Source organism: Pseudomonas sp. LBUM1678, from assembly GCF_059695575.1.
Genome location: NZ_CP166775.1, coordinates 6,358,672 through 6,381,290, shown reverse-complemented (window position 1 = coordinate 6,381,290; position 22,619 = coordinate 6,358,672). Strand labels below are relative to the sequence as shown.

22 protein-coding genes and 1 riboswitch are annotated in these 22,619 nt (G+C 60.2%); of the genes, 15 read left to right on the top strand and 7 right to left on the bottom strand.

Annotated features, from left to right (window positions below; all coding sequences use genetic code 11):
- Positions 1 to 374 precede the first annotated feature (374 nt).
- From ACA070_RS29085 to madM, 10 genes are all read left to right on the top strand, one after another.
- A complete protein-coding gene (locus ACA070_RS29085; protein WP_497449294.1) occupies positions 375 to 1,004 on the top strand; it encodes a nucleotidyltransferase domain-containing protein in 630 nt (209 codons plus the stop codon).
- Between the two features lie 307 nt (positions 1,005 to 1,311).
- Positions 1,312 to 2,982 (top strand): malonate decarboxylase subunit alpha, encoded by a 1,671-nt coding sequence (gene mdcA, locus ACA070_RS29080; protein ID WP_010466882.1) that lies wholly within the window; start codon positions 1,312 to 1,314, stop codon positions 2,980 to 2,982.
- A complete protein-coding gene (locus tag ACA070_RS29075) occupies positions 2,982 to 3,839 on the top strand; it encodes a triphosphoribosyl-dephospho-CoA synthase (protein WP_497449293.1) in 858 nt (285 codons plus the stop codon). Before mdcA ends, ACA070_RS29075 begins: the two co-directional genes overlap by 1 nt.
- Complete coding sequence (locus tag ACA070_RS29070) at positions 3,839 to 4,138, top strand: malonate decarboxylase subunit delta (RefSeq protein ID WP_150767551.1); 300 nt, start codon at positions 3,839 to 3,841, stop codon at positions 4,136 to 4,138. The genes ACA070_RS29075 and ACA070_RS29070 overlap by 1 nt, the downstream gene beginning before the upstream one ends.
- Positions 4,131 to 4,985 carry a biotin-independent malonate decarboxylase subunit beta gene (locus ACA070_RS29065; protein WP_497449292.1) on the top strand — a complete coding sequence of 285 codons (855 nt, stop codon included), beginning with the start codon at positions 4,131 to 4,133 and terminating at the stop codon, positions 4,983 to 4,985. The genes ACA070_RS29070 and ACA070_RS29065 overlap by 8 nt, the downstream gene beginning before the upstream one ends.
- The gene (gene mdcE, locus ACA070_RS29060; protein WP_497449291.1) at positions 4,982 to 5,785 is read left to right on the top strand and encodes a biotin-independent malonate decarboxylase subunit gamma; all 804 of its coding nucleotides are present in this window, start codon (positions 4,982 to 4,984) and stop codon (positions 5,783 to 5,785) included. Before ACA070_RS29065 ends, mdcE begins: the two co-directional genes overlap by 4 nt.
- Positions 5,779 to 6,390 (top strand): malonate decarboxylase holo-ACP synthase, encoded by a 612-nt coding sequence (locus ACA070_RS29055; RefSeq protein WP_497449290.1) that lies wholly within the window; start codon positions 5,779 to 5,781, stop codon positions 6,388 to 6,390. Before mdcE ends, ACA070_RS29055 begins: the two co-directional genes overlap by 7 nt.
- A complete protein-coding gene (mdcH, locus tag ACA070_RS29050; protein WP_497449289.1) occupies positions 6,387 to 7,298 on the top strand; it encodes a malonate decarboxylase subunit epsilon in 912 nt (303 codons plus the stop codon). Before ACA070_RS29055 ends, mdcH begins: the two co-directional genes overlap by 4 nt.
- Before the next feature lie 65 nt (positions 7,299 to 7,363).
- Positions 7,364 to 7,756, top strand: coding sequence for a malonate transporter subunit MadL (gene madL, locus ACA070_RS29045; RefSeq protein ID WP_497449288.1), 393 nt, complete (start codon positions 7,364 to 7,366; stop codon positions 7,754 to 7,756).
- A 5-nt stretch (positions 7,757 to 7,761) separates the two neighbouring features.
- Positions 7,762 to 8,526: a malonate transporter subunit MadM gene (gene madM, locus ACA070_RS29040; RefSeq protein ID WP_497449287.1), complete on the top strand. Its 765-nt coding sequence runs from the start codon at positions 7,762 to 7,764 to the stop codon at positions 8,524 to 8,526.
- 99 nt (positions 8,527 to 8,625) lie between these two features.
- Here madM and ACA070_RS29035 read toward each other — a convergent pair whose 3' ends face one another.
- The gene (locus tag ACA070_RS29035; RefSeq protein ID WP_497449286.1) at positions 8,626 to 9,540 is read right to left on the bottom strand and encodes a LysR family transcriptional regulator; all 915 of its coding nucleotides are present in this window, start codon (positions 9,538 to 9,540) and stop codon (positions 8,626 to 8,628) included.
- A 171-nt stretch (positions 9,541 to 9,711) separates the two neighbouring features.
- Between ACA070_RS29035 and trhA the strand changes: the two genes are divergently transcribed.
- Positions 9,712 to 10,329: a PAQR family membrane homeostasis protein TrhA gene (gene trhA / locus ACA070_RS29030; RefSeq protein WP_497449285.1), complete on the top strand. Its 618-nt coding sequence runs from the start codon at positions 9,712 to 9,714 to the stop codon at positions 10,327 to 10,329.
- Positions 10,330 to 10,443: 114 nt separating this feature from the next.
- Here the strand turns inward: trhA and ACA070_RS29025 are convergent, their stop codons facing one another.
- Both ACA070_RS29025 and ACA070_RS29020 read right to left on the bottom strand, forming a co-directional pair.
- Positions 10,444 to 11,163 carry a 16S rRNA (uracil(1498)-N(3))-methyltransferase gene (locus ACA070_RS29025; protein ID WP_497449284.1) on the bottom strand — a complete coding sequence of 240 codons (720 nt, stop codon included), beginning with the start codon at positions 11,161 to 11,163 and terminating at the stop codon, positions 10,444 to 10,446.
- A gap of 163 nt (positions 11,164 to 11,326) precedes the next feature.
- Positions 11,327 to 12,733 (bottom strand): adenosylmethionine--8-amino-7-oxononanoate transaminase, encoded by a 1,407-nt coding sequence (locus ACA070_RS29020; protein WP_438658942.1) that lies wholly within the window; start codon positions 12,731 to 12,733, stop codon positions 11,327 to 11,329.
- Positions 12,734 to 12,955: 222 nt separating this feature from the next.
- Between ACA070_RS29020 and ACA070_RS29015 the strand changes: the two genes are divergently transcribed.
- The 3 genes from ACA070_RS29015 (at position 12,956) to ACA070_RS29005 (ending at position 16,149) form a co-directional block, all read left to right on the top strand.
- Positions 12,956 to 14,728, top strand: a complete 1,773-nt coding sequence (locus tag ACA070_RS29015) for a flavin monoamine oxidase family protein (RefSeq protein ID WP_497449283.1) — start codon at positions 12,956 to 12,958, stop codon at positions 14,726 to 14,728.
- 252 nt (positions 14,729 to 14,980) lie between these two features.
- Positions 14,981 to 15,532 carry a cytochrome b gene (locus ACA070_RS29010; protein WP_497449282.1) on the top strand — a complete coding sequence of 184 codons (552 nt, stop codon included), beginning with the start codon at positions 14,981 to 14,983 and terminating at the stop codon, positions 15,530 to 15,532.
- A 32-nt stretch (positions 15,533 to 15,564) separates the two neighbouring features.
- On the top strand, positions 15,565 to 16,149 hold the full coding sequence (locus ACA070_RS29005) for a YceI family protein (RefSeq protein ID WP_497449281.1): 585 nt from the start codon (positions 15,565 to 15,567) through the stop codon (positions 16,147 to 16,149).
- A gap of 247 nt (positions 16,150 to 16,396) precedes the next feature.
- On the opposite strand, the gene rhlE2 is transcribed toward ACA070_RS29005, so the two are convergent.
- The 4 genes from rhlE2 to ahcY form a co-directional block, all read right to left on the bottom strand.
- On the bottom strand, positions 16,397 to 18,280 hold the full coding sequence (rhlE2, locus tag ACA070_RS29000; RefSeq protein WP_497449280.1) for an RNA helicase RhlE2: 1,884 nt from the start codon (positions 18,278 to 18,280) through the stop codon (positions 16,397 to 16,399).
- Positions 18,281 to 18,502: 222 nt separating this feature from the next.
- On the bottom strand, positions 18,503 to 19,318 hold the full coding sequence (locus ACA070_RS28995) for a substrate-binding periplasmic protein (protein WP_497449279.1): 816 nt from the start codon (positions 19,316 to 19,318) through the stop codon (positions 18,503 to 18,505).
- A gap of 124 nt (positions 19,319 to 19,442) precedes the next feature.
- Positions 19,443 to 20,288, bottom strand: a complete 846-nt coding sequence (gene metF / locus ACA070_RS28990; protein WP_497449278.1) for a methylenetetrahydrofolate reductase [NAD(P)H] — start codon at positions 20,286 to 20,288, stop codon at positions 19,443 to 19,445.
- A 183-nt stretch (positions 20,289 to 20,471) separates the two neighbouring features.
- Positions 20,472 to 21,881 (bottom strand): adenosylhomocysteinase, encoded by a 1,410-nt coding sequence (ahcY, locus tag ACA070_RS28985; protein WP_462029669.1) that lies wholly within the window; start codon positions 21,879 to 21,881, stop codon positions 20,472 to 20,474.
- 23 nt (positions 21,882 to 21,904) lie between these two features.
- A riboswitch (S-adenosyl-L-homocysteine riboswitch) is annotated at positions 21,905 to 22,007 on the bottom strand.
- Positions 22,008 to 22,205: 198 nt separating this feature from the next.
- Here ahcY and ACA070_RS28980 point away from each other — a divergent pair.
- Positions 22,206 to 22,598 carry an acyl-CoA thioesterase gene (locus ACA070_RS28980; RefSeq protein ID WP_497449277.1) on the top strand — a complete coding sequence of 131 codons (393 nt, stop codon included), beginning with the start codon at positions 22,206 to 22,208 and terminating at the stop codon, positions 22,596 to 22,598.
- The last annotated feature ends 21 nt before the right edge of the window (positions 22,599 to 22,619 follow it).

Sequence of the window (22,619 nt, the reverse complement as noted above, 5' to 3'; positions counted from 1 at the left end):
TACGCAGGATGGAAACCCGGGAAACGGCAACCCGGATGACCCGAAGGTCTCCCGCGCACAGCCGCCATAACGGAGTGCACACTTTAAAAGTGCGCAAGCATACGTCATGAGTGGCGCTTTTATGCCGTTTGCTCCTCGGGGTTTCCAATCCCGGTCGCTGAATTGGCAGCGACCCATAAACGATAAAGATCAACGTAAAACCCCACCAGTCAGCGGGTTCCCGCATTGCTGTAGGTAGCAACGTCAGACTGCGTAGTCGCTCACCCTTCCTGCCGCGCAACTTTTAAACACAAATCCCCATTCGGCTCGCGACAGGTTGAAGATTCCCAAAAAGGGACCTATCGTTCCCTTTTTGGGACTCATCGGTTGCCTCTGTGAAAAACCTTTCCCTCAGCGAAGCCCTGTTCACGACCACTCAGCAAAAAGTGCTGGGCTTGTTGTTCGGCAAACCCGACCGCAGTTTTTACGCTAACGAGATCGCCCGCTGGGCTCAAGTGGGTAAAGGCAGCCTCATGCGCGAGCTGGATCGATTGCAGCAGGCCGGCGTGCTGACCCTGACCCGTCAGGGCAACCAGACCCACTATCAAGCCAATCCGCAATGCCCGATCTATGCCGAACTGTCAGGCATCGTCCGCAAGACTTTTGGTATTGCCGAGCCTTTGCGCCAAGCGCTGCAACCCTTTTCCGAACAGATCACCTGGGCATTTGTGTACGGTTCAATCGCCAAGGATTCGGCAAACGCATCCAGTGACATTGATCTCATGCTGATCGGCGAAAGCCTCCACTACAGTGAAGTGATGGAGCGGCTCATGCCTCTGGAGGAACAACTGGGCCGCGTCCTCAACCCGACGCTCTACACCCCCGACGACTGGGCCGCAAAACTGGCGGCTGAAAACAGCTTTGTGGTGCGGGTGGCGCAGCAGGACAAGATCAACCTGATGGGGGGAAACCCTTTGGAGTCCAAGGATGGGCAGCAACGAGAATCTGGAGAACCTGTTACGTAGCGGTGGATTGAAAGCCGAGCCACCGGACCGCAAGGAATGCGAAGGGCTGAGTTGCTGGTTCGTGTGCAGCAGATGACAAGGCTGTAATGCTGAAATCTGCGGTGAATGTTCTGGCCCCATCGCGAGCAGGCTCACTCCTACAAGGTTTGTGTACGCCGCCGATCCAGTGTGGGAGTGAGCCTGCTCGCGATGGCGTCCGCCCAGTCGATCATTACCCTGACCGTAACTATCCGTCTCTCTGCTTGATTGATGCCCCCACCCAACACTCCTAAGGTGACTCCCACGACAGCGAACCCGTGGAGTGGTCATGACAACAACAATATCCCCCGACTCGCGATGGACGCGGCGGCGCAGCGAAAAGCAGCGGCGTCTCGAGCTTGTGCGAGGCCTGGCCGACGGTGTGGTGCTGCCCACCGACAACATCGTCGCAGCGCTGGAAGCCTTGATTCTGCCCGGCGACCGCGTGGTGCTGGAGGGCAACAACCAGAAGCAGGCGGATTTCCTCTCCCGCTCCCTGGCCAAGGCTGATCCTGCCAAGCTGCATGACCTGCACATGATCATGCCCAGCGTCGGCCGTTCCGAGCACCTGGACCTGTTTGAACGCGGCATCGCCCGCAAACTCGACTTCTCCTTTGCCGGCACCCAGAGCCTGCGCATCAGCCAATTGCTGGAAGACGGCCTGCTGGAAATCGGCGCGATCCACACCTACATCGAGCTCTATGCGCGGCTGGTGGTGGACCTGATTCCCAACGTCGTGCTCTCGGCCGGTTTCATGGCCGACCGCGCCGGCAATATCTACACCGGCCCGAGTACCGAAGACACCCCGGCATTGATCGAGCCGGCCGCCTTCAGCGACGGCATCGTCATCGTCCAGGTCAATCAGCTGGTGGACGATGTCAGCGACCTGCCGCGCGTCGACATCCCTGCGTCCTGGGTCGATTTCGTGGTGGTGGCCGACAAGCCGTTCTACATCGAGCCGCTGTTCACCCGCGACCCACGGCACATCAAGCCAGTACACGTGCTGATGGCGATGATGGCGATCCGCGGGATCTACGAAAAACACAACGTCCAGTCCCTGAACCACGGCATCGGTTTCAACACCGCCGCTATCGAATTGATCCTGCCGACCTACGGCGAATCCCTCGGCCTCAAAGGCAAGATCTGCCGCAACTGGACGCTCAATCCGCACCCGACCCTGATTCCTGCCATCGAAAGCGGCTGGGTCGAAAGCGTGCATTGCTTCGGCACCGAATTGGGCATGGAAAACTACATCGCCGCGCGGCCTGACGTGTTCTTCACCGGACGCGACGGCTCGCTACGTTCCAACCGGATGTTCTGTCAGCTCGCCGGGCAATACGCGGTGGACCTGTTCATCGGCGCCACCCTGCAAGTAGACGGCGACGGGCATTCCTCCACCGTGACGCGCGGTCGCCTGGCCGGTTTCGGCGGCGCGCCGAACATGGGCCACGACCCGCGCGGTCGCCGGCACAGCACGCCGGCCTGGCTCGACATGCGCCATGACGATGCGCCCGAAGCGCTGCTGGAACGCGGCAAAAAACTCGTGGTGCAAATGGTCGAGACCTTCCAGGAGGGCGGTAAACCGACCTTCGTCGAAACCCTCGATGCGATAGAAGTGGCGAAAAAAAGCGGCATGCCGCTGGCGCCGATCATGGTCTACGGCGACGACGTCACCCACCTGCTGACCGAAGAAGGCATCGCCTATTTGTACAAGGCGCGTTCGCTGGAAGAACGCCAGGCCATGATCGCCGCCGTGGCCGGGGTAACCGCCATCGGCCTGCGCCACAACCCGAAAGACACCGCGCGCATGCGCCGCGAAGGCCTGATCGCCTTGCCCGAAGACCTTGGCATCCGCCGCACCGACGCCACCCGCGAACTGCTCGCGGCTAAAAGCGTGGCCGATCTGGTGGAGTGGTCCGGTGGCCTTTACAACCCGCCCGCCAAGTTCAGGAGCTGGTAATGCACGCATTCAACCTGCAACCGAAATCGCTGTCCCTGGCGGAACAGCTGGCGGACATGGCCGTGGACGCGCTGATCGACGAAGCGGACCTGTCGCCCAAACCGGCACTGGTCGACCGTCGTGGCAATGGCGCTCACACCGATTTGCACCTTGGGCTGATGCACGCCTCGGCGCTGTCCCTGTGGCCTGCATTCAAGGAAATGGCGGAAGCGGCCATTGAATTTGGCGACGTTGGTTTGCCGCTGCGCGAAGCCATCGGACGGATTGGCCGGGAAGGAGAGCAAGCGATGCTCGCCACGACTGGCGGCGTGAACACTCATCGCGGGGCGATCTGGGCCTTGGGGCTTTTGGTCACTGCCGCCGCGCTGGAACCTGAGTCCAGCACCGCAAACGCGGTCACTTTGCGCGCCGCACGACTCGCTTTACTCGACGACCGTTACGCACCACGTCCACTCAGCCATGGCGCCCAAGTCGCCCAGCGTTACGGCGCTCGCGGTGCCCGTGAAGAAGCCCAGCTTGGCTTTCCTTCGGTCCTGCAACGCGCGCTGCCGCAACTCAAACGCAGCCGTACCTTGGGCCATGGCGAGCAGAACGCCCGGCTCGATGCCTTGTTGGCGATCATGACGAACCTGGCCGACACCTGCGTGCTCTACCGCGCCGGCGAACACGGTCTGCACGCCATGCAACGCGGTGCCCAGGCCGTGCTCGATGCGGGCGGCAGTGCCAGCCTCGCCGGTCGCCGCCGTTTGCATGAGCTGGACGAACACTTAATCGCATTGAATGCGTCGCCCGGTGGTGCAGCGGATTTACTCGCCGCCTGCCTGTTTATCGACCGCATCGAGTCCGGAGCTTGCTGATGGAAACCTTATCCTTTGAATTCCCCGCCGGGCAGCCGCCACGGGGCCGCACGCTGGTGGGCTGTGTTGGTTCGGGCGATCTCGAAGTGCTGATCGAACCGGGTCAGGCCGGCACACTGACGATCAAGGTACAGACCTCGGTCAATGGCGCCGAGCAACGCTGGCAGCATCTGTTTGCCCGGATGTTCGATGGCCAGACACCGCCGGCGATGGCCATCGATATCCACGATTTCGGCGCGACACCCGGCGTGGTGCGCTTGCGTCTGGAACAGGGCTTCGAGGAGATTGGCCATGACTGATCTCCTCCAGCCATCCCTACAAAGACACAGCTTCGTCGAACTCGGCGCTCGACAACGGGCGAAGGCCTTGCTCGACGCCGGCACCTTCCGCGAACTGCTCGACCCGTTTCAGCGCGTCATGTCGCCGTGGCTGTCGCGCCAGGGCGTGGTGCCGCAAGCCGACGACGGGGTGGTGATTGCCAAAGGCAGCATCGGTGGTTTGCCGGTGGTGATTGCTGCGATTGAAGGCGCATTCCAGGGTGGCAGCCTCGGTGAAGTCGGCGGGGCGAAAATGGCCGGCGCGCTGGAATTGGCCGCCGAAGATAACCGCAACGGCATTCCAACCCGCGCTGTGTTGCTCCTTGAAACCGGTGGCGTGCGCTTGCAGGAAGCCAACCTTGGTCTGGCGGCGATTGCCGATATTCACGCGGCGATTGTCGACCTGCGCCAATACCAGCCAGTCGTTGGTGTCGTCGCCGGTAGCGTGGGTTGCTTTGGCGGGATGTCGATTGCCGCCGGGTTGTGCAGCTATTTGCTAGTGACTCAGGAAGCGCGCCTTGGCCTCAACGGTCCGCAAGTGATCGAACAGGAGGCGGGGCTTGAGGAATATGACTCTCGTGACCGTCCTTTCATCTGGAGCCTGACCGGTGGCGAGCAACGGTTTGCCAGTGGTTTGGTGGACCGTTATGCCGCCGATGATGTGGCGCAGATTCAGCAGCAGATCAGTGAATTGCTCAAGCAAGGTCTGCCGGAACAACAACGCAGCCGTCAGGCCGATCTGTTCCTGCAACGGCTGGCCCGTCTGGACGCCGAGCCGCAAATCGAGCCGGCAACGGTTCGCGATCTGTATCAAGGAGAGCGCTCATGAGTTCGTATTCCCTGAGAGGCTTGAACTGGTTCAACGCCCTGAGTTCGGGCGCGGAACCGGTCGACGGTTTGCCGGCTTCGTTGAAAGTCGCTGATGGTGTGTTGGGTGATCAACCTGTTCGGTTTATCGCGGTGGTGGCTGATCCCGACAACCGCTTCGTCCGCGCCCGCAATGGCGAGGTCGGTCTGCTGGAAGGCTGGGGCCTGGCCAAGGCTGTGGAGGAGATCATCGCCGCAGACGCGGATAAACCGTACAAGCGCGCCTTGATCGCCATCGTCGATGTGCCGAGTCAGGCCTACGGTCGGCGCGAAGAAGCGCTCGGGATTCATCAGGCCTTGGCTGGCGCGGCGGACAGTTATGCCCGCGCCCGGTTGGCCGGCCATGCGGTGATCGGTTTGCTGGTGGGCAAGGCAATGTCCGGGGCGTTTCTAGCGCACGGGTATCAGGCCAATCGCTTGATTGCCCTGCGTGACCCCGGCGTGATGGTGCATGCGATGGGTAAAGCGTCGGCAGCGCGAGTGACCTTGCGCAGTGTCGAGGAACTCGAAGCGCTGGCCGCCAGCGTGCCGCCGATGGCCTATGACATTGACAGCTATGCGAGCCTTGGGTTGCTTTGGGAAACCTTGTCGGTGGAACAGATCGAGCAACCGACTGCGGCGGATCTGACGCGTGTGACTGAATGCCTGAACCAGGCGATTGGCGATGTTGCCGCCAACGGTCGCGACCTGAGCAGCCGCTTGGGCGCGACCAACCGCGCGGCATCGAGCAAGGTTCGCCAACTGCTGAGAGCACAGTGGTGAATACCTTTCTGGCCCACGACTTGCTCTGGGGCATGACTCCGGAGCAACTGCCGGTGGACGCGCCTGCATGGGTGATCGATTCGATCAGCGCTGGTCAGCCGGTGGTGGTTCGGCGTGCATTGAGTGCGCCGGATTACGTCGCGGTCGGGGTGCGTGGGCGGTTGCGTGAGCAGCGTTTTGCAACGGTGATGTCGATCGATGCGATTTCGCGTCGGGTTAAACCGGAAGAACTTTGTCATGTCTCGATTGATCGGGATGTACCGGTAGTGCACGCCCTCAATCATTTACGGCCGATGCTTGATGCCTGCGGTTGGGAGTGGGGTGTCAGCGGCAGTGCCGGGTTTGAATTGGCCAGCGGTTTTCAGGCCCTGCATGAGCGCAGCGATCTCGACTTGATCCTGCGCACGCCGCAACCACTGGATCGATTGAAAGCGCAGGTGCTGGTGAAGATTCTGGACACGGCTGCGTGCCAGGTAGACATGCAGTTGCAGACGCCTTTCGGCGCCGTCGCCCTGCGCGAATGGGCCGGTGCGGCCCGCCGGGTTTTGCTGAAAAACGCCCGTGAAGCCTGCCTGGTCATTGATCCGTGGGAGCAAGCAGCGTGAGCAGCTTGCTGGTGTTCCCAGGGCAAGGCGCGCAGCAGCCGGGCATGCTCCATCGTTTGCCTCGCGAAACGGTGATCGAGGCGAGTGAAGTGCTTGGCGAAGACGCGTTGCTGCTGGATTCTGCCGAGGCATTGAAGTCGACGAGGGCAGTTCAGCTTTGTCTGCTGATTGCCGGTGTCGCCGCTTCACGCCAGTTATCAATGACACCGGATTACGTCGCCGGTCTCTCCATCGGCGCCTACCCGGCAGCAGTGGTAGCCGGCGCCTTGAGCTTCAGCGATGCGCTTCATCTGGTCAGCCTGCGCGGCGACTTGATGCAGCGAGCTTATCCACAGGGCTACGGCATGACCGCGATCATCGGCCTCGATTTGTCCACAGTGGAAGGTTTGCTGGCGCAGGTTCATAGCGCCAATACGCCGGTTCATCTGGCCAATATCAATGCTGATAATCAGGTGGTCATCGCTGGCAGCGATGCAGCGATGAAAACCGTCGCAGAACTGGCGCGAGTTCGCGGTGCAGGCTTGGCCAAACGCCTGGCCGTCAGCGTGCCGTCCCATTGCCCGCTGCTGGAAACTCCTGCGAAAACCCTGGCCGAAGCCTTCACGCACGTGCAACTGAAAACCCCGACAGTGGGCTACCTGAGCGGCAGCCGCGCCCGGCCCATCATCAACACCGAAGCCTTGCGCGATGACCTGGCATTCAACATGTGCCGCGTCGTCGACTGGCGCGGCACCGTGCAAAGCGCTTACGAGCGTGGCGTACGTCTACAGATCGAACTGCCCCCCGGTGCGGTACTGACCGGGCTGGCGCGCCGGGTGTTCGAGCAAGGCACCGTGATCGCTTTCGACGGTGCTCGCCTCGATACCTTGCAGGCGCTGTTGCGTGAGGAGGGAAGCCGCCAACCCTAAACCACCGACTCAGGCCTTCGAACAACAAAAACAACATTCGACGATGCACTTTGAGGACTACAACAATGATTATTTACGGTGTGGCGTTTCTCGCCTTTTGTACCCTGACGGGTATTTTTATTGGCGAACTGCTCGGCAAGTTGATTGGCGTTCCGGCCAACGTGGGCGGGGTGGGTATTGCGATGCTGCTGTTGATCGGGCTCGGCAGCTATCTCAACAAAAGCGGTTGGTTCAAGGGCAAGACCGAGCAGGGTGTGGAGTTCTGGAGCGCGATCTACATCCCGATCGTGGTCGCCATGGCCGCGCAGCAAAACGTCTACGGTGCGCTCAAGGGTGGGCCGATGGCGATCCTGGCCGGTACGGTGGCCGTGGCCATTGCCTTCGCTCTGGTACCAGTGCTGGTGCGCATCGGCAACAAAGCGCCTGAAACCATCACGCCACCAAAAACCATAGGGTGATCGCCATGTACGAATCGATGATGAAGGTGATTACCGGTTACGGGCTGATCAGTGGCTTTGCGATTGTCGGCGTTACCATGTGGGTGTCCTACTGGATTTCCAACACGTTTACCAAAGGCCGTCTGCATGGCTCGGCCATCGCCATTCTGCTCGGCCTGTTGCTGTCTTACATCGGTGGCGCGCTGACGGGTGGCCAGAAAGGTGTGGTCGACATTCCTCTGCTCTCGGGCATCGGGCTGCTCGGCGGGGCCATGTTGCGCGACTTCGCCATCGTCGCCACGGCATTCGGCGTGAGTGTCGATGAACTCAAGCGCGCCGGTTTCGTCGGGGTACTGGCGTTGTTCGTGGGCGTCGGGACTTCGTTCATCGCGGGTGTCGCGGTGGCCATGGCGTTTGGATATACCGATGCGGTGAGCCTGACCACCATCGGTGCGGGCGCGGTAACTTACATTGTCGGGCCGGTGACAGGTGCGGCCATTGGAGCCAGCTCGGAAGTCATGGCGCTGTCGATTGCGGCGGGGCTGATCAAGGCGATTCTGGTCATGGTCATGACGCCGTTCGTGGCGCCGATGATCGGTTTGAACAATCCACGCAGTGCGGTGATTTTCGGTGGGTTGATGGGCACCTCCAGCGGCGTGGCCGGCGGATTGGCGGCGACTGATCCGAAGCTGGTGCCTTATGGTTGCCTGACGGCGGCGTTCTATACCGCACTGGGCTGCCTGCTCGGACCTTCGCTGCTGTACCTGATCATGCGCGGCTTACTCGGTTAGGTCTCGACAGGGCTGGCGCCTTCGCGAGCAAGCTCGCTCCCACATTGGAATGCATTCCCCTGTGAGAGCGAGCTTGCTCGCGATGGGCGCGACGCCGTCTCAAACCTGGCGATTGGCATACATCCGACACTCCGCCAACAACGCCAACAAATTCGGATCCCGCTCCTTGGCCTTCAAAAACACCACGCCGATGTGCTGCTGCAACCGATACTTTTCCTGCAACGGGATCAGCTTCACCCGATTCTCGTACACCGCCGCAATCCGCCCCGGCAGCAGCGCATAACCCACCCCTGAACTGACCATGCTCAGCAAGGTGAAGATGTCGTTGACCTGCATCGCCACCTTCGGCTCGAACCCCGCCTGCTTGAACACCCGGTTGCCGTCCTGGTGCGTGGCAAACCCTTGGGTCAGGGTGATGAAGGTTTCGTCGCGCACTTCGGCCAGGTCAACTTCCGTCCGTTGGGCAAACTTCGAATCCGCCGGCGTGGCCAGGAAGATGTCATCGGAAAACAGCGGAATCTGCTCGCAGTCCGGGTCGTTGACGCTGTCGTCCAGGGACACCAGAATCGCGTCGACTTCCATGTTCTTGAGCTTGTATAGCAAGTCGAAATTCGAGCCGAGGATCAGGTCAATGTTGAGTTCGCTGCGGCGGATTTTCAAGCCCATGATCAGCTGCGGCACGGTCTTCACCGTCAGCGAATATAACGAGCCGAGCTTGAAGCGTTCCGCCGAGAACCCGGCCGCTTCGCGGGTCAGGCGCACGGTTTCGACCACGTCCTGAATCAGTTTCTGCGCCCGCTCTTCCAGCACATAAGCGCTTTCCAGCGGCGTCAGGTTGCGGCCTTCGTGTTTGAACAGCGGGCAGCGCAGGGCGCTTTCCAGGGAGTGAATGGCGCGGTGCACGCTGACGTTGCTGGTCTGCAACTCGGCGGCGGCCCGGGCCAGGTTGCCAGTGCGCATGAAGGCGAGGAACACCTCGAGTTTTTTCAGGGTCAACTCTTCGTCGATCAGCATGGCGTGGACTCTTATTCGAATGGCTCGATTGTGCACGCATGCGATCTTTTGTAGCAGATGTCGAGTGAAACGAGGCTGCGATTTTTCAAGATCAAAAGATCGCAGCCTCGTTTCACTCGACAGCTCCTACAGTTTGCGCGATGTTGCAGTGAATTTTGAGGTGAGCAATACATGTATCACGGGGAAAGATTGAACGCCTGGACGCATTTGGTCGGGGCGGTGGCAGCGACGGTCGGGGTGGTGTGGATGCTGGTGATTGCCAGCATGGACGGCAGCCCGTGGAAGATCGTCAGCGTGGCGATTTACGGATTTACCTTGATGGTGCTTTACAGCGCATCGACCATTTACCACAGCGTGCGCGGACGCAAGAAAGCGATCATGCAGAAGGTCGATCACTTTTCGATCTACCTGCTGATCGCCGGCAGTTACACGCCGTTTTGCCTGGTGACCTTGCGCGGGCCGTGGGGCTGGACACTGTTCGGGATTGTCTGGGGGCTGGCGCTGATCGGCATCCTGCAAGAGATCAAGCCGCGGTCGGAAGCGCGGATTCTGTCGATCGTGATTTATGCGGTGATGGGCTGGATTGTGCTGGTGGCGGTCAAGCCGTTGCTCGCGGCGCTGGGCAGTACAGGGTTTGCCTGGCTGGCGTCGGGCGGGGTGCTGTACACCGTTGGGATTGTCTTTTTTGCCCTGGACAGCCGTTTGCGGCATGCGCACGGGATCTGGCATTTGTTCGTGATTGCGGGGAGTGTGCTGCACTTTGTCGCGATTTTGTTTTATGTCCTGTAGACCGCGTTGCGGCCAATCGCTAGCAGGCTAGCTCCCACAGGAGATCTCCAGTGAATATGAACCGGGTGAACACCCAAAATTCATTGTGGGAGCTAGCCTGCTAGCGATGGCGGCCTAGAAGTCACCCCAAAGCTGCTGGGCCACTGCCAGTGCAACCACCGGCGCGGTCTCCGTGCGCAACACCCGAGGCCCGAGGCGAGCGGCATGAAAACCAGCCCCTTTAGCCTGATCAACCTCAGCATCCGACAACCCGCCTTCCGGCCCAATCAAGAACGCCAGCGTCCCAGGCTTCTCATGACTCACCAACGGCTCAGCCACCGGATGCAGCACCAGTTTCAATTCAGCCTCGGTCTGCTTCAACCAGTCTGCCAGCAACAGCGGCGGATGAATCACCGGCACCCGTGAACGCCCGCATTGCTCGCACGCGCTGATCGCCACCTGGCGCCAATGCATCAAGCGTTTGTCGGCGCGTTCGTCCTTCAGGCGGACTTCACAGCGGTCGCTGAAAATCGGGGTGATTTCAGTGACGCCTAGTTCAGTTGCTTTTTGAATCGCCCAATCCATGCGCTCGCCACGGGACAAGCCCTGGCCGAGATGGATCGCAAGGGTCGATTCGACCTGCCCGGCGAAGCTTTCATCGATCTGCACGACGACGCGCTTCTTGCCGACCTCCGCCAGCGTGGCGCGGAACTCATGGCCCGAGCCATCGAACAGTTGCAGCGCATCACCCTCGGCCATGCGCAGCACGCGGCTGATGTAATGGGCCTGGGCTTCTGGCAATTCGTGTTGGCCGATGCTCAAGGGGGCGTCGATGAAGAAGCGGGACAGTCTCATGCTGGGTCTCTACTGAATCAGTAAGTTGGATCGAGTCGCAAATGTGGCTGGCTTTTGTGGCGAGGGAGCTTGCTCCCGCTGGGGTGCGAAGCAGCCCTGAAAAGGGACTGCTGCGCAGTCCAGCGGGAGCAAGCTCCCTCGCCACAGGGTTTCTCGGTGACTTTCAGCCCGGATCGCGGAAGCCGGGGTGGAAGTCTTTCGGCACGGACACACTGACGCCATCACGTGTCGCGATGTCGATGCCTTCACTGGCCACTTCGGCCAGAAAGTCGATCTGCTCCGGGGTGATCACGTACGGCGGCAGGAAGTACACCACGCTGCCCAACGGTCGAAGTAAAGCACCGCGCTCCAACGCATGCTGGAACACCTTCAAGCCGCGACGTTCCTGCCACGGGTAAGCTTCTTTCGTCGCCTTGTCCTTGACCATCTCGATGGCCAGGACCATGCCGGTCTGGCGCACTTCCGAGACGTTCGGGTGATCAGCCAAGTGCGCAGTGGCGGAGGCCATGCGCTGCGCCAATGCCTTGTTGTTCTCGATGACGTTGTCTTCTTCGAAGATATCCAGCGTCGCCAATGCCGCCGCGCACGCCAGCGGGTTGCCGGTGTAGCTGTGCGAATGCAGGAAGGCGCGCAGGGTCGGGTAGTCGTCGTAGAACGCGCTGTAGACGTCTTCGGTCGTCACGCAGGCCGCCAGCGGCAGGTAGCCGCCGGTCAGGGCCTTGGACAGGCAGAGGAAGTCCGGGCGGATGCCGGCCTGTTCACAGGCAAACATCGTCCCGGTGCGGCCGAAGCCGACGGCGATTTCGTCGTGGATCAGGTGCACGCCGTAGCGATCACAGGCTTCGCGCAGCAATTTGAGGTACACCGGGTGGTACATGCGCATACCGCCCGCGCCCTGGATCAGCGGCTCGACGATCACTGCCGCGACGGTGTCATGGTTCTCGGCCAGGGTCTGTTCCATGGCGGCGAACATGTTGCGCGAATGTTCTTCCCAGCTCATGCCTTCGGGACGCAGGTAGCAATCGGGGCTCGGCACCTTGATGGTGTCCAGCAGCAACGCCTTGTAGGTTTCGGTGAACAGCGGCACGTCACCTACCGACATCGCCGCCATGGTTTCGCCGTGGTAGCTGTTGGTCAGGGTGACGAAGCGCTTCTTGTTCGGCTGGCCGCGGTTGAGCCAGTAGTGAAAGCTCATTTTCAGCGCGACTTCGATGCAGGACGAACCGTTATCGGCGTAGAAGCACCGGGTCAGGCCTTCCGGCGTCATTTTCACCAGGCGCTCGGACAACTCGATCACCGGCTGATGGCTGAACCCGGCAAGGATCACGTGCTCCAGCTGATCGACCTGGTCCTTGATGCGCTGGTTGATGCGCGGGTTGGCGTGGCCAAACACGTTGACCCACCAGGAGCTGACGGCGTCGAGGTAGCGTTTGCCTTCGAAGTCTTCCAGCCACACGCCTTCACCACGCTTGATCGGGATCAGCGGCAGCTGTTCGTGGTCTTTCATCTGGGTGCAGGGATGCCACAACACCGCGAGATCGCGTTGCATCCACTGATTATTCAGGCCCATGTTCAGTCTCCTCGAGGCGGCTCGCTGGTTTCGCGGGCAAACAATCGCGCAAGCCTATGCAATGCATCGCACGGGGACAACCCATTGTGTCGATTGAGCTACTTTGTATAGGTCGATAGACGTTGCTAGCGGCGTTTTGATGGCTGACGTATTCTTCGCGGTTCTTTGAGTCGTCTGACTCGCAAAACCGCTATTTCCTCGTGTATTTCCGGAGTTCGCTGAATGTCTGCTGGTTGGCTGCGCGCCTGTGCGCTGGTGATGTTGGGGCTGTTCAGCGTGTCTGCGCTGGCCAAGGATAAAACGGCGATCGTGATCGGCGGCGGGCTCTCGGGTCTGACGGCGGCTTACGAACTGCAGAACAAAGGCTGGCAGGTGACCCTGCTGGAAGCCAAGCCGAACCTGGGCGGTCGCTCCGGTATGGCCACCAGTGAGTGGATCGGCAACGACAAGACCCAGCCGGTCCTGAACAAATACGTATCGACCTTCAAGCTGGGCACCACGCCAGCCCCTGAGTTCGTGCGGACTCCGAGCTACCTGATCGATGGCGTGTATTACACCGCTGCCGATCTGGCCACCAAGGAACCGGCCACTGCCGAAGCACTCAAGCGCTACGAAAAGACCGTGGATGATCTGGCGCGTTCGATCGAAGATCCTCAGAACCCGGCGGCCAACAGTACGCTGCACGCTCTGGATCAGATCAACGTCTCCAACTGGCTCGACCGTTTGAGCCTGCCAGCCACTGCACGCCAGTTGGTGAACCAGCAGATTCGTACCCGTTACGACGAACCTTCGCGCCTGTCGCTGCTGTATTTCGCACAGCAGAGCCGTGTTTACCGTGGCGTCTCCGACCGTGACCTGCGTGCCTCGCGCCTGCTCGGCGGTAGCCCGGTACTGGCCCAGGCCTTCGTCAAACAGCTGAAAACCATCAAGACCAGTTCCCCGGTGTCGTCCATCACCCAGGACAAGGACGGCGTGACCGTCAAAGTCGGCAGCGTTGGCTATCAGGCTGACTATGTCGTGGTAGCGGTGCCGTTGCGTGCACTGAACAAAATCCAGATGATCCCGGCGCTGGATGCCCAGCACATGGGCGCCATCAAAGGCACCAACTACGGCTGGCGTGACCAGATCATGCTGAAGTTCAAGACGCCAGTGTGGGAAAGCAAGGCGCGCATGTCCGGCGAGATCTACAGCAACACCGGCCTGGGCATGATGTGGGTCGAGCCGGCGCTGAAGGGCGGCGCCAACGTGGTGATCAACCTGTCCGGCGACAACGCGCGCGTCATGCAGGCGTTCGGCGACAAGCAAATGGTCGACCAGGTGCTGATTCGTCTGCACGCGTTTTATCCACAGGCGCGCGGTTCATTCACCGGCTATGAAATCCGCCGCTACAGCACCGACCCGTCGATGGGCGGCGCTTACCTGGCCTTCGGCCCGGGCCAGATCAGCAAGTACTGGCGCCTGTGGGAACGTCCGCTGCAACGTGTAGCGTTCGCTGGCGAACACACCGACACTTTGTACCCAGGCACGCTGGAAGGCGCATTGCGCACCGGTCAGCGCGCGGCCAGTCAGGTTGAAGACCTGGCGGCGGGCAAGTCGTTTGAACCGGCTAAGGTTGTTCCGGCAGCGACTGCTGTAGCGGCCGGCGCGGTGGCGGCGAAGAAAGGTAACTTCTTCACCAACCTGTTCGGCGGTTCGTCTGATGACGACAAGAAGCCGGAACTGGTCAAGGCACCAGAGCCTGTCGCTCCGCCAGCACCGGCTCCTGCTCCAGCGCCAACTCCGGCCCCTGCACCAGTTGAAGCAGCGAAGCCTGCTGTGCCGGTAAAAGCCGAGCCCGCCAAGAAGGCAGCCGCCAAGCCTGCGGCGAAGAAACCAGCGGCTAAAACCGAAGCCAAAAAGGCTCCGGCAAAAGCTCCTGCGAAGAAAGCTGAACCGGCGAAGAAGCCAGCGGACAAACCCGCTACGACTCCGGCAACAGATACCAAAGCGCAGTAAGCTTTGGGATTAAAGAAACGCGGCGCAAATGCCGCGTTTTTTTATGGCTGAAGAAAAGAACCGAATAAACCTCATTGGGCAGGTGTTCTTGATTTGGACGTCATTTTTTTCACACATTGGTCTTTAATCTTTCCTTAACTCACCGATTTCAGACTCTTGATCGTATTTCTCGATATTTCAAAGCGAAATTTTCCGCTTTAATTCGATAGGTAACTCGATAGTCTTGGTCGCAGTTCTCACAGGATTTGGGCAATGCAGCTACGTAACTCTACTTCCCGCTACGGTTGGGTCAGCATCTTCATGCACTGGGGCGTGGCGCTGGTGGTCGTTGGTTTGTTTGCGCTGGGCTTGTGGATGGTCGGTCTCGACTACTACAGCACCTGGCGCAAAGACGCGCCGGAATTGCACAAGAGCATTGGCCTGGTGTTGTTGGCCGTCATGGTCCTGCGGGTGTTGTGGCGCTTTGTCAGCCCGCCACCGCCGGCACTGGAAACGTATAGCCGCATGACGCGTCTTGGCGCCAAATTCGGTCATTCGTTTCTGTACCTCGGTCTGTTTGCTGTGATGATTGCCGGATACCTGATTTCCACCGCAGACGGTGTCGGGATTTCGGTGTTTGGCCTGTTTGAAGTTCCTGCGCTGGTTTCCGGACTACCGGACCAGGCAGACACCGCCGGTGTGATTCATCTGTATCTGGCGTGGGTGCTGGTAATTTTTTCCGGTCTCCATGCGTTGGCAGCATTGAAGCACCACTTTATCGATCGTGATGCGACCCTCAATCGAATGCTGGGCCGCAAAGCCTGAAGTTCAACCTCGACTCCAAAGGAATAGAAAGCATGTTGAAAAAAACACTCGCTGCTCTGGCAATCGGTTCGGCTCTGCTGTCCGCTAACGTGATGGCGGCTGACTACGTCGTCGACAAAGAAGGCCAGCACGCCTTCGTTGACTTCAAGATCAGCCACTTGGGCTACAGCTTCATCACCGGTACCTTCAAGGACATCGACGGCAAGTTCAGCTTCGACGCTGCCAAGCCAGAAGACAGCAAGATCGAGTTCAACGTGAACACCGCCAGTGTGTTTACCAACAACGCTGAGCGCGACAAGCACATCTCCAGCAAAGACTTCCTGGACGGGTCTAAAGCCAAGTTCGTCTCCACCAGCGTCAAATCCACCGGCAAAAACGCCGCTGGCAAAGACACTGCCGACGTGACCGGTGACCTGACTATCCTTGGCGTGACCAAGCCAGTCGTGGTCAAGGCTACCTTCCTGGGCGAAGGCAAGGATCCATGGGGCGGCTACCGTGCCGGCTTTGAAGGCACCACCAGCATCAAGCGTTCCGATTTCGGCAAGCAGAAAGACCTGGGCCCATCGTCCGATGCGGTCGAGTTGTACGTGACGTTTGAAGGTGTGAAAGCGAAGTAATATTCGCGCCTGACACAAAAACGCCCCCGATCTCGCGATCGGGGGCGTTTTTTATTGCCTGCCGCAATCTTCATGTACGCCACCCCCCCTGTAGGAGCGAGGCTTGCCCGCGAAGGCTTCACCTCGGTTTCCGTGGTGTCGCAGATGACCCCTTCGCGGGCAAGCCTCGCTCCTACAGTTAATCGGTGCGGCATAAAAAAATGCCCCGGATCGTGAGATCCGGGGCATTTTTCATTGCAGCGCTAAATCAGCGATTGCGGGTCAGCAACGCTGGTTTCTCACCACGAGGACGACCTGGCAGTTGATCAAGTTGCTCAGGAGTCGGGAAACGATCGGTTTTCGACTCCTTGTGAATGATCTTCGGTGCCGGGCCGCGCGGGTTTTGCACGGCCGGTTCCGAACGGGGCTGGTCGTCGGTGCGGGCCGGGCGACGGTTGCGCGACTCTTCGCGACGGGCCTGGCCGTCACGTGGAGCACCGTTGCGTGGACCGCTGCGCTTGGCCGGCGGCGTGCCGGTGGTGGCGCCGTCGCTGCTGCGCGGACCGCTTTGGCGACCCTGAGGCTTGCCGCCGGTGCGCGGAGCACCTGCGCCAGCGCCGGCTGCCGCGCCTTGTGCCGGAGCACCCGGACGACGACCACGGCCCTGGGCCGGTTTGGCCTGGGGAACGTAGTCAACGCGGTTACCGAAGTTATCCACGTCGTCGTCCAGGAACTCGTCCGGAGCACGATCAGCAGCAGCGCGTGGCGCCGGACGCTGTTGTTCGCGAGCCGGGGTGCCTTCACGTGGTTTGTGCTCACGGGCAGGGCGATCGCCACGGCCAGTGGCAGCAGGTTTTTCCTTGCCGCCCTTGTCCTTGCCTTTGTCCTTACGACCGCCGCCACCGCCAGTGCCGGTCGGGCCGTCGCCGCGCGGGCCACGTGGGTTGCGCGGGTTACGCACATCCGGACGCTCGCGGACTTCTGGCTTCTCGGCTTCTACAGCGCTGGAGTCGAAGCCCATCAGGTTGCCGTCGGCAATCTTCTGCTTGGTCATGCGCTCGATACTTTTCAGCAGCTTTTCTTCGTCCGGAGCGACCAGCGAGATCGCCTCGCCCGAACGACCGGCCCGGCCAGTACGGCCGATACGGTGAACGTAATCTTCGTCGACGTTCGGCAGTTCGAAGTTGACCACGTGTGGCAACTGGTCGATGTCGAGGCCGCGAGCGGCGATATCTGTGGCAACCAGGATGCGCACTTCACCGGCCTTGAAGTCGGCCAGGGCTTTGGTGCGGGCGTTCTGGCTCTTGTTGCCGTGGATCGCGACGGCAGCGAGGCCGTGTTTGTCCAGGTACTCGGCCAGACGGTTGGCGCCGTGCTTGGTGCGGGTGAACACCAGGACCTGTTCCCAGGCGCCAGCGGTGATCAGGTGCGCCAGCAGCGAACGCTTGTGGTTGGCTGGCAGGCGGAAGACGCGTTGCTCGATGCGCTCGACCGTGGTGTTCGGCGGCGTGACTTCGATGCGTTCCGGGTTGTGCAGCAGCTTGCCGGCGAGGTCGGTGATGTCTTTGGAGAACGTCGCCGAGAACAGCAGGTTCTGGCGTTTGCTCGGCAGACGAGCCAGGACCTTCTTCACGTCATGGACAAAGCCCATGTCGAGCATGCGGTCGGCTTCGTCCAGTACGAGGATTTCCACGTGGGACAGATCGACGCTGCCTTGGCCGGCGAGGTCGAGCAGGCGGCCAGGGCAGGCCACCAGCACGTCAACACCGCGGGACATGGCCTGAACCTGCGGGTTCATGCCGACGCCGCCAAAGATGCAGGCGCTGACGAACTTCAGGTCACGGGCATAAACCTTGAAGCTCTCGTGTACTTGAGCCGCGAGTTCGCGAGTAGGGGTCAGGACCAGTACGCGCGGTTGGCGCGGGCCGTGACGCTGGGATTTGTCCGGGTGACCGCCCGGAAACAACCGCTCCAGAATCGGAAGGGCGAAGCCGCCGGTTTTACCAGTACCTGTCTGAGCCGCAACCATCAGGTCGCGACCTTGCAACACGGCGGGAATAGCCCGCTGTTGCACCGGAGTAGGCTCGGTATAGCCCGCTGCCTCGATGGCGCGGACTAAAGCCTCGGAGAGACCGAGGGAAGCAAAGGACATGAGTAATCCTGTTTTAGTTAGGGCTTGGCCCAATGGGAGTCTTGCCTGGCGCGAATGGCGTTTAAGAAGAACGCAATCCCGTCCGGTCCTGCTGGGCCTTGAAAGCTCGTCTGGAGTGCTCGCGCGGGCTGAAAAGCTGCGCTGTAGCGGATCGAGATGCCTTGAACAAGTCCGAGCGTCCGGGCGTGAGCCTGGCGGGAACGCCGGAGTATAACAGAGCAATCACTGCGCGCCGCTTTCCTGCTGCTCAACGGTTTTTACCGTGGCCGTGGTGGCGGTGGTGGCTTGCCCCCCGGTGCCGGGACCCGCGCCGTAACGGGCGCTGAGCTCAGCGTAGGCGGGCTCGCGCTTGAAGCGCTTGAGCTCGGCACCGAAACGCTGCACCAGCAAATCCATGCCGGCGTTGCGCCGTACCGCCAAAAACTGGCTCTGATGGCTGATGACAGTCGGGTTTTCGGTGATCTTGTCGCGGATGCCCAATTCGTCGAGCAAGTGCTGCCCGACCCGGCGATCGGTGATCAGCAGGTCGATCCGCCCGCGGACCAGTTTGCCGAAGTTGGCTTCATGGGTCGGAGCCGGCTCCCGGGTGAACAGGGCCGATTCGCTGAAATCCTTGCTGTAGAGGTAGCCCGGCGAGGTGCCGATGGTCAGGCCTTTGAGGTCGCCCAGGGTGCGAAACGGATGGGGGCGCTCGTTTGCATAGAACATCACGAACTCGACTTCCGACAGCGGTTCGCTGGGGTAGAGCAAGGTGGCGTCGCGTTCATCGCTGTGAAAAATGTCCAGCGCGCCATCCGCCTGGCCCGTTTCAAGCATCGACAGGCAGCGTTTCCATGGCAGGAACTGCCAGTCCACTTCGATCCCCAGGCGTTTGAAGACGATGGCCGTGGTTTCGTAATCCAGGCCCAGGGATTTGCCGTCTTGCTCATAGACATAAGGCGCCCATGGCTCGGTAACAATGCGCAGCTTCTCGCCCCGAGCGGCAAAGCTCAGGCAAGTGAAAAGAAACACGGTCAGTAACTGGGCGATCAAAGGCATGGCTTGAGATTACGACGAGAAATCACAAAGAGCCAGAAACCGGATCCACAAGTGCGGGCCCGATGCGCAATCCATAAAAAAGGCCCTGGATTGCGCCAGAGCCTTATCGGAGTGCTGCACTGTTTCAGCGCGGCAGCTTCAGGTTGTTCCACACCGCCAGGCTCGCTTCAGCCTGATTCAGTGTGTAGAAGTGCAGCCCCGGCGCGCCACCTTGCAGCAGGCGTTCGCACATTTCGGTGATGACTTGCTCACCAAAGCCTTGAATGCTCTGGGTGTCGTCGCCGTAGGCTTCCAGCTGCTTGCGAATCCAGCGCGGGATTTCCGCACCGCAAGCGTCGGAAAAACGCGCGAGCTTGCTGTAGTTGGTGATCGGCATGATCCCCGGCACGATCGGGATGTTCACGCCCATCGCCCGTACACGCTCGACGAAGTAGAAGTAACTGTCGGCGTTGAAGAAGTACTGGGTGATCGCACTGTTGGCGCCAGCGTTGGCCTTGCGCACGAAGTTGTTCAAATCGTCTTCGAAATTGCGCGCTTGCGGATGCATCTCCGGATAAGCAGCAACTTCGATGTGGAAATGATCGCCGGTTTCTTCACGAATGAATTGAACCAGGTCGTTGGCGTGGCGCAATTCGCCGCTGGCCATGCCCATACCCGAAGGCAGGTCACCGCGCAGGGCAACGATACGCTTGATGCCGGCAGCCTTGTATTCAGTCAGCAGGCCGCGCAGATCGTCCTTGCTGTCGCCAACACAGGACAGATGCGGTGCGGCCGGGACTTTGACTTCGCTTTCGAGCTGCAACACGGTGTTGAGCGTGCGATCACGGGTCGAACCGCCTGCGCCGTAGGTGCAGGAGAAGAAATCGGGGTTGTACGTAGCCAGCTGACGAGCAGTGGCGAGTAGCTTTTCATGCCCAGCGTCGGTCTTCGTAGGGAAGAACTCGAAGCTGTAGCGACGGTCTTGGGACATGGTCATATCCTTTAAAACGCGTAAGCCTGTGGGGCCGGTTTGTCCGCAATCGCCAGCAAGCCGGCTCCTACAGGGGAGCGGTCGTACGTGAGTAACGTGTACGACACAAACCCTGTAGGAGCCGGCTTGCTGGCGATGCAGGCAACGCGGTGTATCAGAACACCGCTATTGCCGGTCAGCGAATCAGTAGCGGTAAGCGTGCGGCTTGAACGGGCCTTCGACGGTCACGCCGATGTAGTCGGCCTGGGTCTTGGTCAGTTGAGTCACAACGCCGCCGAAACCGCGGACCATTTCCAGGGCCACTTCTTCGTCGAGTTTCTTTGGCAGTACTTCAACAGTCAGACGCTCGGCTTTCTGGGCTGGCGACAGGTCGGCGTACTTCTGGCCGAACAGGAAGATCTGTGCCAGAACCTGGTTGGCGAACGAACCGTCCATGATGCGGCTTGGGTGGCCAGTGGCGTTACCCAGGTTAACCAGACGGCCTTCGGCCAGCAGGATCAGGTAGTCGTCGTTCTGGGCATCGAATGCGCCAGCGCCGGTACGGTGAATTTTGTGAACCTGTGGCTTCACTTCTTCCCATGCCCAGTTCTTGCGCATGAAAGCGGTGTCGATTTCGTTGTCGAAGTGGCCGATGTTGCAGACAACAGCGCGCTTCTTCAGGGCTTTGAGCATGTTCGCGTCGCAAACATTGACGTTGCCGGTGGTGGTCACGATCAGGTCGATCTTGCCCAACAGTGCTTTGTCGATGCTGGCTTCGGTGCCGTCGTTGATGCCGTCGATGAACGGCGAAACCAACTCGTAGCCGTCCATGCAGGCTTGCATGGCGCAGATCGGGTCGACTTCGGAGACTTTAACGATCATGCCTTCCTGACGCAGGGACTGAGCGGAGCCCTTGCCCACGTCACCGTAACCGATGACCAGCGCTTGCTTGCCGGACAGCAGGTGGTCGGTACCGCGCTTGATTGCATCGTTCAGGCTGTGACGGCAGCCGTACTTGTTGTCGTTCTTGCTCTTGGTCACCGAGTCGTTGACGTTGATGGCCGGGATTTTCAGCTCGCCTTTGGCCAGCATGTCCAGCAGGCGGTGAACGCCAGTGGTGGTTTCTTCTGTGACGCCGTGAACGCGGTCCAGGATCGCCGGGTATTTCTTGTGCAGCAGCTCGGTCAGGTCGCCGCCGTCGTCGAGGATCATGTTGGCATCCCAAGGCGCGCCATCTTTCAGGATGGTTTGCTCAAGGCACCACTCGTACTCTTCTTCGGTCTCGCCTTTCCAGGCGTAAACCGCGATGCCGGCAGCGGCGATAGCAGCAGCGGCCTGGTCCTGAGTCGAGAAAATGTTGCAGGACGACCAACGCACTTCGGCACCCAGGGCAACCAGGGTTTCGATCAGCACGGCAGTCTGAATGGTCATGTGGATGCAGCCGAGGATCTTGGCGCCTTTGAGTGGCTGCTCACCGGCGTACTTGCGGCGCAGACCCATCAGGGCTGGCATCTCGGATTCGGCGATGATGGTTTCGCGACGGCCCCAGGCAGCCAGGGACATGTCGGCGACTTTGTAATCGGTAAAATCTGCAGGCGTGATAACAGCGCTCATGATGAGCCTCCATTCGTAATGTATGCGAATGGGCGCCGTTGTGCGTTTAGTGTCCGGCCGATCATGGCCAGTCAACGCCCCATCCGAGCCTGACAGGTCGAACCTGCTGCAGCGCCCCTCGGACAGGTGGCGGGAAAACGGTATCAATCGAAGATGACCGTTTTGAAACGGTGGCGATTATAGCGGGCTATTCTTATCTTCCAAAGCGTTTCTGTTGATCAATGTCCGAACGGTAATCGAGGCCATAGTCGATGCTGAATAGAGCTCTAGGTCGGGCTCTGCCATGATGCCCCCCATCATTCGGCAAGACGCTCAGGAGTGAATATGAATTTCCACACCCGCAAATGGGTAAAACCCGAAGACCTCAACCCCAACGGCACGCTGTTCGGCGGCAGTCTGTTGCGCTGGCTTGACGAAGAAGCGGCGATCTACGCCATCGTCCAGTTGGGCAATCAGCGTGTGGTCACCAAGTACATTTCCGAAATTAACTTTGTCAGCGCCTCGCGCCAGGGCGACATCATCGAACTGGGCATCACCGCCACCGAGTTCGGTCGCACCTCCATCACCCTGAAGTGCGAAGTGCGCAACAAGATCACCCGCAAAAGCATCCTGACGGTGGAGAAGATTGTCTTCGTCAATCTGGGTGAAGACGGTTTACCCGCGCCGCATGGCCAGACTGAGATCAAGTACGTCAAAGACCAGTTCAAGGACGAGTAATGCGAGTCCGTAGGAGCCGGC

What these genes read in the sequence shown, in the direction of transcription:
- trhA (WP_497449285.1), top strand. Translation starts at nt 9,712, where the DNA reads ATGTATCACGGGGAAAGATTGAACGCCTGGACGCATTTGGTCGGGGCG.
- ACA070_RS29020 (WP_438658942.1), bottom strand. Translation starts at nt 12,733, where the DNA reads ATGGGCCTGAATAATCAGTGGATGCAACGCGATCTCGCGGTGTTGTGG.
- ahcY (WP_462029669.1), bottom strand. Translation starts at nt 21,881, where the DNA reads ATGAGCGCTGTTATCACGCCTGCAGATTTTACCGATTACAAAGTCGCC.
- ACA070_RS29035 (WP_497449286.1), bottom strand. Translation starts at nt 9,540, where the DNA reads ATGCTGATCGACGAAGAGTTGACCCTGAAAAAACTCGAGGTGTTCCTC.
- rhlE2 (WP_497449280.1), bottom strand. Translation starts at nt 18,280, where the DNA reads ATGTCCTTTGCTTCCCTCGGTCTCTCCGAGGCTTTAGTCCGCGCCATC.
- madL (WP_497449288.1), top strand. Translation starts at nt 7,364, where the DNA reads ATGATTATTTACGGTGTGGCGTTTCTCGCCTTTTGTACCCTGACGGGT.
- ACA070_RS29065 (WP_497449292.1), top strand. Translation starts at nt 4,131, where the DNA reads ATGACTGATCTCCTCCAGCCATCCCTACAAAGACACAGCTTCGTCGAA.
- mdcE (WP_497449291.1), top strand. Translation starts at nt 4,982, where the DNA reads ATGAGTTCGTATTCCCTGAGAGGCTTGAACTGGTTCAACGCCCTGAGT.
- madM (WP_497449287.1), top strand. Translation starts at nt 7,762, where the DNA reads ATGTACGAATCGATGATGAAGGTGATTACCGGTTACGGGCTGATCAGT.
- metF (WP_497449278.1), bottom strand. Translation starts at nt 20,288, where the DNA reads ATGTCCCAAGACCGTCGCTACAGCTTCGAGTTCTTCCCTACGAAGACC.
- ACA070_RS29010 (WP_497449282.1), top strand. Translation starts at nt 14,981, where the DNA reads ATGCAGCTACGTAACTCTACTTCCCGCTACGGTTGGGTCAGCATCTTC.
- ACA070_RS28995 (WP_497449279.1), bottom strand. Translation starts at nt 19,318, where the DNA reads ATGCCTTTGATCGCCCAGTTACTGACCGTGTTTCTTTTCACTTGCCTG.
- mdcA (WP_010466882.1), top strand. Translation starts at nt 1,312, where the DNA reads ATGACAACAACAATATCCCCCGACTCGCGATGGACGCGGCGGCGCAGC.
- ACA070_RS29015 (WP_497449283.1), top strand. Translation starts at nt 12,956, where the DNA reads ATGTCTGCTGGTTGGCTGCGCGCCTGTGCGCTGGTGATGTTGGGGCTG.
- ACA070_RS29070 (WP_150767551.1), top strand. Translation starts at nt 3,839, where the DNA reads ATGGAAACCTTATCCTTTGAATTCCCCGCCGGGCAGCCGCCACGGGGC.
- ACA070_RS29005 (WP_497449281.1), top strand. Translation starts at nt 15,565, where the DNA reads ATGTTGAAAAAAACACTCGCTGCTCTGGCAATCGGTTCGGCTCTGCTG.
- ACA070_RS29075 (WP_497449293.1), top strand. Translation starts at nt 2,982, where the DNA reads ATGCACGCATTCAACCTGCAACCGAAATCGCTGTCCCTGGCGGAACAG.
- ACA070_RS28980 (WP_497449277.1), top strand. Translation starts at nt 22,206, where the DNA reads ATGAATTTCCACACCCGCAAATGGGTAAAACCCGAAGACCTCAACCCC.
- ACA070_RS29025 (WP_497449284.1), bottom strand. Translation starts at nt 11,163, where the DNA reads ATGAGACTGTCCCGCTTCTTCATCGACGCCCCCTTGAGCATCGGCCAA.